We start from the raw sequence: 11837 nt of genomic DNA on the forward strand, positions 1-11837 counted from the left end.
ACTCTCACCATGTTAATTGTCACCAGATTTGCGCCATTGTAAACCCATCATCAGCAAAAAAGTGCTGTAAGCGTCACCACTCACCACTCATTACTCATTACTCATTACTCATTACTCAGCACTCAGCACTCTAAAAAGCCGAAATCACCAAAGTGAACAATGGCGGTAATAACAATACAGCCGCGACAAACACAGCCACTAAAGCCGACACCAACACCGCACCAGCCGCGCAATCCTTGGCGATTTTCGCTAATTCATGGTAAGTCTGCTTGACGGTTAAATCTACTAAAGACTCAATCGCCGTGTTTAACAACTCTAGTGCCAACACTAAGCCACTAGTAATGCCAATAATGGCAATTTCCACGGCAGATAAATGTAAAAATACACTTAAGGCGATCGCCAAAGTACAAGCCGCTATATGAATACGGAAATTGCGTTGAGTCTGAAAACTGTAACTAATTCCAGCCCACGCATACTTAAAACTCACTAGTAAACTAGAAGCCACTTGCCAAGAAAATTCCCGTTCTTTTTTGACTACGGTAAATAATGGATTTTGTGTTGGTGGCGGTGAGATTTGCTGAGACATAGGCTAAAATTTAGTACAGTACGGTATATTTACTGAGAACCTGCGATGATTTTACTATTGCTATAAACTTTAATGCAGCTTTTCACAGAAGTATTATAAAAGGATGGTCTAAATTTAAAATCCATAAACACATAAGTATTTAATATTCTATGCTTATATCAATACCAACAGACTCTAGTAAAGTTACCTGTTGTTTGAGCATTTGCATTAAACTTTCCTCATCAGGATGATCCCAGCCTAATAAGTGAAGTAAACCATGAGCCACCAACCAAGCCAACTCAGTAGATAAACTATGTTCCTGTTGTTGGGCTTGAAGTTGTGCCGTATTTACTGAAACAACTATATCTCCTAAATACAAAGGTGCAAGAGACATTTCCGCCACATATGGAAAATCCACCTCTAAGGCTGCAAAAGAGAGGACATCTGTAGCTTTATTTTGGTGACGATACTGGCTGTTGAGTTCTTTAACTTCAGTATCATCAGTTAATCGCAGGCTAATTTCATAACTAGACGCTGCTGGAAGATGAGGTTGCAAAATTTCTAACCAGCAATGAAACCACTTTTCCCAAGTGTCAGGTGTAATTTGGTTTTCTAGGTAACAAGATTTAAGAGCCGCTTCAGAGGAAGACTCACAAAAAATATCCTGTACATCTAGTTCAACTTCCACCAATTGCCCAATCTCCTTAGACCACTACGAAGAATTTCAAGTTTAACAGAGTCGAGTATCGTGGCAAATCGCAGAGAAAAATTTTAACGCGGAGGTTAGCAGAAAAGTCACTCCGAATTGAATGGGGACTGGGGACTGGGGACTGGGGACTGGGGATTGGGGATTGGGAAAGGAGACAAGGGGGACAAGGGAGTATTTATTTCTCTCTTAGCACTCACTCATTACTCATTACTCATTACTCCCCACTCACTCAGCACCGGCTAAACGCCGCGCTACCGCTAACAGCACCCAGCACTCAGCACTCAGTAGCTAAGTATTTAGCGAGTTAGGTAAGCCAAGCCTACAAAAACGGCTAACAATCCCACTGTAGTTAGAAGGAAATGCTTCAATGAAGTACCACCTTTTCGCACCATATTTCGCATAGCCAACTTGACGTAGCTGGGTTGAGGTTCTGTTGAAGGTGAGTTACTCATAATTAAATAACAAGTTCTTTTATATATAAATGTAACAGTTTCCTAGAATTTATATTGCCAAATTGATCAAGTGTCTTCTACTCAGGGTATGGGGAATGGGGCATAGGGCTAATCAATTCAAAATTCAAAATTCAAAATTCAAAATTAAAGAATTTTGAGTATTGGGCATTGGAGTAAATTGCACCTTTCTTGTTTCCCTCTCCTTGTCTACCTTGTCTCCCCAGTCCCCAGTCCCCAGTCCCCAATCCCCAATCCCCAATCCCCAGTCCCCAGTCCCCAATTAAACCGACTCCACCAGTTGATTCTCCTGACGCAGATAGGCTTGGATGAACATATCAAGGTCGCCGTTCATTATGTCAGCGATCGCAGTTGTTTCTGCATTGGTACGCAAATCCTTTACCATCTGGTAAGGATGAAAGACATAGTTACGGATTTGGTTTCCCCAAGAAGCTTCCACCATATCGCCCCGAATATCGGCAATTTCTTGGGCGCGTTGTTCTTGGGCAATTACTAGCAACTTGGCTTTCAGGCGCGCTAAGGCTTTCTCTTTGTTTTGCAACTGAGAACGTTCTTCTGTGCAACGCACAGCCAACCCCGTAGGTAAGTGAACTACCCTCACTGCTGTTTCCACTTTGTTGACGTTCTGCCCACCTTTACCGCCAGAACGGGATGTAGTGATTTCTAAATCCTTTTCAGGAATGTCCAACTTTACAGAATCATCTATTTGTGGCATTACTTCCACCCCAGCAAAACTGGTTTGGCGTTTCCCATTGGCGTTAAAAGGTGAAATTCGCACCAGGCGATGTGTACCTGTTTCCGAACGCAAATAACCGTAGGCGTAACGACCGGTGATTTCTAAGGTGGCTGATTTAATCCCTGCTTCGTCACCTTCTGACTCTTCCGCCAAAGTTACCTTATAACCATGCGCTTCCGCCCAACGGGTATACATTCTCAGCAGCATAAATGCCCAGTCTTGAGCATCAGTACCACCAGCTCCAGCATTTATAGTTAATACTGCCCCTTCGGCATCATAGGGGCCAGACAACAACTGCTGTAATTCCCATTGGTCAAGTTCACGATTTAGCTTGGTAATGGTAGAGTCAGCTTCTTGTAAAAGTCCTGCGTCGGTTTCCAATTCCAAAAGCTCAACTACGGCTTTCGTATCTTCCAAACTGGCGTGCCACTGATGATACTGTTCTAGATGGGCTTTCAGATCGTTGAGTTCTTGCAGTGTTTTTTGGGCAGTGTTTTGATCATCCCAAAATTCTGGCTGTGCCGCTATTTGTTCTAAATCTTGAATTTTTGCTGTCAGTGCAGGTACGTCAAAGATAGTCCTGGGTCTTACCCAGGCGACTAGACAACATTTCGATTTCGCGTTTGAGTTCTAATACGTCCATTTTGCTAGCTTGAAATAAATCGCTGCGAATAAATTTTGCGAGATTGCTATTTATTGTATTTGACTTTCTGATTTTAGCTGTAATTGGTGAAATTCTTGCACCACTCACGATGATTTTTCAGCAGTCATGTAACTTTGCTGTTGCAGATAGGCTTTGATCAAAAAATCAATATTGCCGTTTAATACGTCTTGAACATTTGTTGTTTCGACTTTAGTACGTAAATCTTTCACTTTGGTGTAGGGATGTAAGACATATTCACGAATGATCTGGCTGGATAGAGATTTGATTTGCCCAGGTTGAATATCGGCAATTGATTTGACACCTTGTGCTAGTGCGATCGCCACTAGTTTACTCTTAAGTATAGCTAGGGCTTGCTTTTTGTTTTCTATTTGACTGCGTTCATGGTCACAAAAGACCACAACACCAGTTGAAGTATGAACTACTTGCACCCACGTTTTTGGGCGGTTAATATTGCCATAGTTACAAGGCAGAAGAATTTCTAAATGATGTTCTGGGATTTCAAATTCAGTCTCTTTAGGCAAAATTGGACTTACTTCTATAATGTTTGAGCAAGTAAGTCGTTTACCTTGTCCATTTTTAGGAGATATCCGCACTATTCTTGTATGAATTCCTTGCTCTGACTTCAAGTATCCATAAACATAACGTCCTTGAATTTGTAAGATGTATTTAACTTTAGTAATATCACTTTTGGCAGTATCAAATAGAGATACTTTGTACAAATGAGTTGTTGCCCAAAGGTAGTAAATCCGAAGTAAAGCGTTAGCCCAAGCATCTGTTTCTGGGTCACTCACTCCAGCAGCAATAGTCAAATATGCTCCGTGTTGGTCACAAGGATCAGATAGTAAATTTACTATCATTTCTTGCTCAAGCTCTTGCTGGAGTTGGGCTAGGTTAGTTTGTGCCTCTAATAGCAGATGTTGATCTACGGATGATTTTAGTAATTCTAGAGCAGCTTGGATGTCTTCTAATTTAGAGTACCACTGCTGCTTCTGTTTCAGATTTTTAGATATTCTCCACTGAATTTCTTGAAATGTTTGAAAGGTAGTAGAAGTGTATTCCACGTTGGCTTGAGCAATCAGTGGGTATAGCCTGTAGTTGATAGAATTTAAATACCTGTAGTCAAAGACAGTCTTCAGCTTTGCCTAAAATCTTCGATAACCTTTCTACTTTGCTTTTAATATCTGCAAGTTCTAGCATAGCTTTGCCGAGTTGTGACTAGACACTAATACATATTGTATTACAAAAACTAGTTGCAACGTCTCACAGCTACAAAAAAACCGTAGTTGCTCATGCTGTTACTACGGTTAATCAGTATTTAAGTTGTTGTACTTAAGATATTTGCCTAACGACGGTTGAGGGCGATTAGCAAGCGCAAAATGAAGATAAACAAGTTGATGTAAGTTAAATACATCGACAAAGCCGCAGGTAGATATTGGTCATTGCGGTATGTACGGGGCAAGATGTAGAAATCTACAACTGATGCCCCAGCAAAGAGAAATACGCCAATACCAGAGATGCCAATTTCTAACCAAGTGGGTGTGTAAACACCAAACAAGGAAAAGACAAATTGAGTTAAGCAGACAACAATCAAGGCGATAATGCCAAGAGAGATGGTTTTATTTAAAGCTATGCCATCTTGTTCTGAGAGATTTGAACCAATAGGACGGGCAACTATAAAGGTGACACCACAACCAAGGGCAGCGAAACCAATACCTGGAATCCCCACACCTGGGGTTTTTAAGGCCACAAACACTAAACCACTCAAGGTATATCCCGATAAGAGACTATAGGTAGCTAAAAGTGGCAAAGCCAGACTTTTTTTACCTTTTTCGGCGACATTTTGGGCTACAAAAAACAGAATTAACTCTAGAATGACTGCACCGATAAAAGTGGGAAAGAATATTCCAGGGTTAGTACGGATAACACCCAAACCACCGTAAGTTCCCAAGGCTGTCAGTATCAGACCCGCACCAACATAGGGTAGGGCATTGGCAATGACATTAGGGCCGATTATGCCGTGAGACTGGGCATTACGAAAAGCTTCGCGAAAATTGCTAGTATTGCTCATACGACAAGAATAAGTATTTTGAGAAAACTTCCTCATTATTCTTATTTTTAGCAAGATTTCTTGTTATTAGCTAGATAGCAAATCATCAATAATAGATTTTGCTGTTTTGTTATAAAAGTTCAAGTAATTAACTAATTTAATTGGAATATTAATCAAATTTATCTTTTGAGACTCAGTTTCAGTCTAGAAAGTTTTGGATTCTAACTTGAGACTTGCAGCTAGAGATGAATTAAGCATATCTCAGGATAAATAGCTAGTTTTGTTGCGAAGAATAAACTTTATCTAAAGAGTATTTTCTATTAGAAAAACATAAGTAGCTGCCAGCAAACGGCAATAAAAATCATGCGTAGAAATACTGAATAAGAGAGATGTCCCGCCAATAAGTTCAGTGAAACGACGATGGCTTAATAAGTGTCAGCTGAGGAAAATAATTACAGATTTAAAGAGATACGCAACTCCATTTTGCCAAAAAAGGAGTTACAACAAAGGAACTTTTATATGGCTGCAAGTGAGTCCTCTATGCAAATTGATGGTATGGAGTTATTACACTTATACCACCAAAATCCTTCTATTAAACTTCGTAATCAACTGGTACAGTTACATACTGGATTAGTCAGAAAGATGGCTCATAAATTTAGTCATCAATGTAATGAACCTTATGAAGATTTAGAACAAATAGGTTATTTTGGTTTAATTAGGGCGATTGAGCGTTTTGATCCCAGCCAGGGATATGCTTTTAGTTCCTTTGCTGTTCCGTATATTCGCGGTGAAATGCTGCATTTCTTGCGCGATCGCAGTACCCTGTTAAAAATTCCCCGTCGTTGGCAAGAATTATACAATGAAGGGCAAAAAGTCCGCAAAGAATTAGCAATCTCTTTAGGTCGTCCGCCCAAAGATACAGAAATTGCTAAAGAACTCAAAGTATCTGTGCAAGAATGGCAAGAAACTAAGTTAGCAGCCCAAAATCGGATGCCATTGAGTTTAGATGCGACAGCAGTTCATTATGTTGATTGCCAAATCACCTTGGGTGAAGCACTTCCTTGTCCCCGTTCTACAGCTTTGCAACAACAAAACGAAGAAAGGCAACAATTGCAAGGGGCAATCAATATGTTAGACGACAAGCCCCGTCAAGCAGTGGAAATGGTATTCCTGAAAGAACTTTCTCGCAAGGATGCAGCTAAAAGTATTGGTACTAGCCCCATGACAGTTACCCGATACTTGCAAAAAGGCATTCAAGATTTAATTGTTTATTTGCAACCGCAAGCAGTCGCTACAGGTTCTTAAGAGTGCTGGCTTCGGAGTCCAGGAAGTAAAAAGAATAGCGTCTTTTGTGTGAGTACCTTTTTACCGTCTAAATCATCTGTTCTCCGCATCTCTTCATTAAGAATTACAAACTTGGTATTATTTCTAATTCTAGGGAATACTAGGGAAATGTTTATATCTCTAGTATTCTGCTATGCCTAAATTATTTGGTTATCTAAGCATTTACTTTGTAATTAGCTGGTTTTGTCTAGTTTTGGGCTGGTCATTTCCTGCACAAGCAGCCATTTATCCCAGCCCTCAACTAGAACAGCAAATTTTGGAAGTTCTCCGTAAACACCCAGAGGCAATCATTGAATCTGTCCAAGGATATCAACAACAGCAGCAGCAGCAGGTTGATCAATCACGACAGGTGTTTTTACAGGATTTAAAAGTAAATCCACAAGCGATAATTGCCAATTCTCCAAAAACGGGAACGATAGACACAAAAACCGTATTGATAGAATTTTCGGACTTTCAATGCCCTTATTGTGCTGAGGCGCATCAAAAATTGCGGGATTTGTTATCTAAGCATCAACAGGATGTCACTTTAGTTTACAAACATTTACCCTTGCCTTCTCATCCTGAAGCTATACCAGCAGCAAAAGCCGCTTGGGCAGCAAATCAACAAGGTATGTTTTGGCAGTATCATGATCAGCTGTTTACCAATCAAAAACAACTAGGTGAGAGTTTATATATAGATGTCGCCAAAAAACTGAATCTAGATATGGATAAGTTTAACCGCGATCGCCTACTTGCTGATGCTGATATCAAGCAGGATATACAACTAGCCAAAACATTAGGTATTCCTGGCACACCATTTTTTGTGATGAATGGTCAAAATTACTCTGGTGCAATCCAAGTATCAGAGATTGAGAGTCAATTGGCTGCTGCTAACTAGAGGGGAGGGGATTTTAGCTTGACGTTCAATCTAAAATCCCAGACCATTAATCTTCTAATTGCTGAGAAGGTATTTCCACGGCTGAGACATCAATTGTCCCTTCCGGCGCAAAGCGTTGAAAATGTCCTTTGTTGACTGTCAGTCCCTCTCCACAGTTAGGACACTGGGTTTGACTATTGTTTAAGCCAGCAAATTCATATCCACAGACAGGACATTGATCCGTTACTAGATTGCGTTCCAGCCACCAACGCAAGCCAAAAAACGCCACCACAGGTGCAAGCAATAGCAATCCAAAGAGAATAACTAAAGAATTTACTAACCAACCCAAACCCAAAGAAGCCAGCAACCAAGTAACTGCTAACACTGTTAGCAAGGGACGAAGATTCAAAAGATTTAGTTGAGAATTGTTAAGCCGCATTTTTAAATACTATCTATGCTCTTTATCTAGGATAACGAGTTTGGTGGGAGTCATTAGTCAATAGTCAATAGTCAATAGTCATTAGTCATTAGTCAATAGTCATTAGTCATTAGTTTTTCCCTGCTACCTTGTCTACCTTGTCTACCTTGTCTACCTTGTCTACCTTGTCTACCTTGTCCCCAGTCCCCAGTCCCCAGTCCCCAGTCCCCAATCCCCAATCCCCAACCACTCAAGATTCTAATAGAGATAAAAGTTGCCGTTGTAGGGCAGCTTGACCAAAATTAGCGATCGCTTGTTCTCTTAACCATTGTCCATGACAACGCTGATCTTCTCCTTGGAGAATTTCTATACAAGCTGCGGCTACGGCTTCGGGGTCGCGGTGAGGGACTTGCCAACCTACTTTTCCATCTTGGAGGGGGTCAGCAGACCCATCATTGTCACCAGATAATACTGGTATACCGCAAGCCATCGCCTCTAGATAAACTATGCCAAAACCTTCTTGTGAAGGCATGATATAAGCATCAGCAAGGTGATAGTGGGCAATTAATTGTTCTGTAGGGACGAAACCAGCGAAGACTACGCGATCGCTGACTCCTAAATCTTGTGCCAATTGTGCTAATCTCGGTTGGTCATCACCGCGACCAATAACTAAATATTTGACATCTGGGAAAGCTTGTAATATTTTCGGTAGGGCGCGAATTGTTACATCTACACCTTTGTAGATATCTCCTGACCACAATCGCGCTACGGTCATAATTACTTTGCTATCTGCTAAACCGTACTTAATTAATAATTCTGCTGACTTTGCACCAGGGGTAAATTGATCACCATCTATGGCACAGGGCAACATTTTCACTTTGTGAGGCTCTATCCTATTAGCCGCACAGGCTTGATCACGACTGTAGCGGCTAATCGTCCAAACGTCTTTTGCTACGGCTAAAGCCCGTTGTTCCCGTTTGGCGAGTGGGTGCCAGACTTCTTTACCATAGGTAAGGATGGTGTAAGGAATTCCTAGTGGTTGACAGAGAGTTTGAATGAGTACAGCTAATCTGATATGACCACAAAAAACTCTTTGGGGACGTTTTTGCAATAAATACTTGAATAATGCCCCAGCCATTGTGATTCTACCCATTTGAGGAGATTTATTCTGGAAGTAATTAAATCTGAGGCGATCGCACTCAAACGGATTCAAACTATCAGGATTATCTCTCAATAAAAATACTTCGGCTTGATAACCTGCGTCTAAACCTAAATAGGCACGGAAAATGTCTTTGACGTAGGATTGGATTCCACCTTCTCGTGCAAAAATTTCTAGGAACACGAAAACATGGTTTGCTTGTTGATTGGTACTGTCACCCAAATTCAAGTTCTTAGTCATTAGTTATTAGTCATTAGTCATTAGTCATTAATCACTAGTCATCAGTCTGCACTCTCTTTTCACTTGACTGAGAAGTTTGAATTCTCACTCAGGGAGTGATACCGACTTGGGATAGGTAGTGTTGTTTCGAGATTCTGGAATGGGCTAAGAATCTAAGCCTTTAATCCAAAATTGGTATGAGTGATGACTTGAAAATCAACTTCAAGTCATTATTGCTTGATTGTATAAAATAATACTTTTGACTTAAAAAGTAGCTGGAAGAAATTCTGTCTATCCTAAGACATCGAAACATTCATATGTCGGTTCACATATGAAGGATAATCAACCGCCAATTATAACAGACTCCTTGTAGGGTCAAATAAGTGAAATTTACTATAAACTAATATATTATTTAACACATAATTACGGACAAATTGACAGTATGAAACCACAGTCAATTTACCGTAAATTGCTGCTTGTTTCCAAAGGATCTTTGAGATATTTAAGTATCACTAGACAATTTCTGCCATCATCACTGCGTTCATAGACAACACTATCTGTCAGACGACGCAGCAAGAACCAACCATAACCTCCTACTTGTAAAGTACCTGGTGCTGGTTCTGCGATCGCGTCTGGATTAAAGGGTTTACCATAATCCCAAATTCTGATTTCTAATTTGTCAATCCATAGACTGACTGCAATCTCTATGGTTGTATCGGGCGGTAAAGTGTGATGGGCGTGACGAACTGCATTGGTAAAGCCCTCGGCTAAAGCCAAGTTGAGGCGATAAAGTTGAGTTTCTGACCAACCTAGTTGAAACAGATGTTTGAGACAAAAGTCCTCAAACCACTGTTGAACTTGGTTTAGGAGTTTGAGTTCGCTTTTTACTTTTAGATGGTCTTGCTGCATAGTGCCAAGCATTGACCGTGGCTCGAATTTAATATGTAGGAGAATATTCGTAGTCTAGAGTGCTTCAATCTATTTCAGGTTCTGAAATCATTCATTAAAATTGACGCTTGTGACTTGTTTTCAATAGTACATACACCAGAGAAATGAACGACTATTTTGTCGTAGTCACCTCAAGGGCGACTTGTCATCAGACATCATAACTTTAGTTATGCACTATTGAAAACTACAAGCGTCAAAGAGTTTTGTTGCCTGACAGTTTCAGCTTAGAACAGTCCCAAGGTGAGGGATTTGTCTAAGGGTAACGCAGCACCAATACCTAACCAGAGAGTAACCAAAGTTCCAAACAAGAAAACTGTGGTTGCGACTGGACGGCGGAAGGGGTTTTGGAATTTGTTGACGCTCTCAATGAAGGGGATGAGAATCAGTCCCAGGGGTACAGCAGCCATTGCTAGCACTCCTAACAATTTGTTAGGAAGCGATCGCAAAATTTGGAATACAGGGTACAAGTACCACTCTGGTAAAATTTCCAGTGGTGTCGCGAAGGGATTAGCTGGTTCGCCTGTCATAGCAGGGTCTAATACAGCTAGAGCTACAACACAAGCGAATGAACCCATGATTACTACTGGGAATACATACAGTAGGTCATTAGGCCAAGCAGGTTCACCATAATAGTTGTGACCCATGCCTTTGGCAAGTTTGGCTCTTAAATTAGGATCGCTCAGATCGGGTTTTTTTTGTATCGACATAGGAAGAATGCGCTCTCCTGCGAAAATTTCAGTTCAAGCTTTGAGGTTAAGCCATTTAGTCTCTAGACTAACTTTTAGTAAACTAGCCTGTCTGTTGTGTTGTTGGGTAGCCTACCTCAAGTGTGCATCACAAACACTCACCTTTAAGGAAACTTTAAATCACTAGTAAATGGATTATGTTGTTTTGCCAGTGGAGAGTGTTGTTGTCTATCGACTTTGTGGCTAGTAGCATTACAAGGGGCCGGAAATACCTTGTTTACGGATCATCAAGAAGTGGAACAGCATGAAGACCGCAATTAACCAGGGCAATACAAAGGTATGTGCGCTGTAGTAGCGTGTCAAGGTTGCTTGACCAACACTAGAACCACCACGCAGCAAGTCGGAGATGAGTACGCCGACTACAGGGATTGCTTCTGGTACACCACTAACAATTTTCACCGCCCAGTAACCAACTTGATCCCAAGGTAGGGAGTAGCCTGTAACGCCGAAGGAAACGGTGATCACAGCTAGAATGACACCGCTTACCCAGGTTAATTCGCGGGGCTTTTTGAAACCACCTGTCAGATACACCCGGAAGACGTGCAGAATCATCATCAGCACCATCATGCTGGCAGACCAGCGATGGATGGAACGGATGAGCCAACCGAAATTCACCTCATTCATGATGTACTGTACTGAGGAGTAAGCTTCGGCCACTGTTGGCTTGTAGTAGAACGTCATGGCAAAGCCTGTGGCGAACTGGATTAAGAAGCAAACCAGGGTAATGCCACCTAGACAGTAAAAGATATTGACGTGGGGAGGGACGTACTTGCTGGTGACATCATCAGCGAGGGCCTGAATTTCCAGGCGTTCCTCAAACCAGTCGTAAACGTTGGCCATACAATCTCAAGTTCCTAAAAATCGGTTGCGGTTGATTCAATCTCCCAATTAGCAGTTTTGGGATTTTCTTTTAAGAGGATTTTGTTCGTTTACTTCTGCACTGCGAGAGTGCTAAA

At 41.2% G+C, this 11837-nt stretch carries 14 protein-coding genes; 2 read left to right on the plus strand and 12 right to left on the minus strand.

The features are described from left to right. Window positions 1–130 precede the first annotated feature (130 nt). The 6 genes from ACQFX9_RS05750 to ACQFX9_RS05775 form a co-directional block, all read right to left on the minus strand. Window positions 131–586, minus strand: coding sequence for a diacylglycerol kinase family protein (locus ACQFX9_RS05750; RefSeq protein ID WP_427161105.1), 456 nt, complete (start codon window positions 584–586; stop codon window positions 131–133). 139 nt (window positions 587–725) lie between these two features. Next, the gene (gene ybeY, locus ACQFX9_RS05755; protein ID WP_427162804.1) at window positions 726–1253 is read right to left on the minus strand and encodes an rRNA maturation RNase YbeY; all 528 of its coding nucleotides are present in this window, start codon (window positions 1251–1253) and stop codon (window positions 726–728) included. A gap of 317 nt (window positions 1254–1570) precedes the next feature. Continuing rightward, on the minus strand, window positions 1571–1726 hold the full coding sequence (locus tag ACQFX9_RS05760; protein ID WP_236140836.1) for a DUF3285 domain-containing protein: 156 nt from the start codon (window positions 1724–1726) through the stop codon (window positions 1571–1573). 280 nt (window positions 1727–2006) lie between these two features. Then, window positions 2007–3123, minus strand: a protein-coding gene (gene prfB / locus ACQFX9_RS05765; protein WP_427161106.1) for a peptide chain release factor 2 whose coding sequence is annotated in 2 segments (ribosomal slippage) — window positions 2007–3050 and window positions 3052–3123 — 1116 coding nt in all. Because the reading frame shifts where the segments join, the coding sequence is not laid out codon by codon here. Between the two features lie 104 nt (window positions 3124–3227). Next, entirely contained in the window at window positions 3228–4205 is a 978-nt protein-coding gene (locus tag ACQFX9_RS05770; RefSeq protein WP_427161108.1) for a PCRF domain-containing protein, read from the minus strand. Window positions 4206–4486: 281 nt separating this feature from the next. Next, complete coding sequence (locus tag ACQFX9_RS05775; protein ID WP_427161109.1) at window positions 4487–5212, minus strand: Bax inhibitor-1/YccA family protein; 726 nt, start codon at window positions 5210–5212, stop codon at window positions 4487–4489. A 498-nt stretch (window positions 5213–5710) separates the two neighbouring features. On the opposite strand from ACQFX9_RS05775, the gene ACQFX9_RS05780 reads away from it, so the two are divergent. Then, the gene (locus ACQFX9_RS05780) at window positions 5711–6496 is read left to right on the plus strand and encodes an RNA polymerase sigma factor SigF (protein ID WP_103139189.1); all 786 of its coding nucleotides are present in this window, start codon (window positions 5711–5713) and stop codon (window positions 6494–6496) included. A 172-nt stretch (window positions 6497–6668) separates the two neighbouring features. Then, window positions 6669–7412, plus strand: coding sequence for a DsbA family protein (locus tag ACQFX9_RS05785; RefSeq protein ID WP_427161110.1), 744 nt, complete (start codon window positions 6669–6671; stop codon window positions 7410–7412). A 46-nt stretch (window positions 7413–7458) separates the two neighbouring features. Here the strand turns inward: ACQFX9_RS05785 and ACQFX9_RS05790 are convergent, their stop codons facing one another. The 6 genes from ACQFX9_RS05790 to petB form a co-directional block, all read right to left on the minus strand. Then, on the minus strand, window positions 7459–7830 hold the full coding sequence (locus ACQFX9_RS05790; protein WP_103139187.1) for a hypothetical protein: 372 nt from the start codon (window positions 7828–7830) through the stop codon (window positions 7459–7461). Window positions 7831–7922: 92 nt separating this feature from the next. Next, complete coding sequence (locus tag ACQFX9_RS05795) at window positions 7923–8063, minus strand: hypothetical protein (protein ID WP_427161111.1); 141 nt, start codon at window positions 8061–8063, stop codon at window positions 7923–7925. Beyond that, a complete protein-coding gene (locus tag ACQFX9_RS05800) occupies window positions 8060–9208 on the minus strand; it encodes a glycosyltransferase family 4 protein (RefSeq protein WP_427161112.1) in 1149 nt (382 codons plus the stop codon). Before ACQFX9_RS05800 ends, ACQFX9_RS05795 begins: the two co-directional genes overlap by 4 nt. A gap of 438 nt (window positions 9209–9646) precedes the next feature. Beyond that, on the minus strand, window positions 9647–10108 hold the full coding sequence (locus tag ACQFX9_RS05805) for an ATP-binding protein (RefSeq protein ID WP_427161113.1): 462 nt from the start codon (window positions 10106–10108) through the stop codon (window positions 9647–9649). A gap of 251 nt (window positions 10109–10359) precedes the next feature. Next, window positions 10360–10842: a cytochrome b6-f complex subunit IV gene (petD, locus tag ACQFX9_RS05810; RefSeq protein ID WP_427161114.1), complete on the minus strand. Its 483-nt coding sequence runs from the start codon at window positions 10840–10842 to the stop codon at window positions 10360–10362. Window positions 10843–11073: 231 nt separating this feature from the next. Beyond that, window positions 11074–11721: a cytochrome b6 gene (gene petB / locus ACQFX9_RS05815; RefSeq protein WP_103139183.1), complete on the minus strand. Its 648-nt coding sequence runs from the start codon at window positions 11719–11721 to the stop codon at window positions 11074–11076. Between the last annotated feature and the right edge of the window lie 116 nt (window positions 11722–11837).

This window comes from Aliinostoc sp. HNIBRCY26, from assembly GCF_050235535.1.
In the GTDB taxonomy this organism is placed as follows: Bacteria; Cyanobacteriota; Cyanobacteriia; order Cyanobacteriales; family Nostocaceae; genus Trichormus.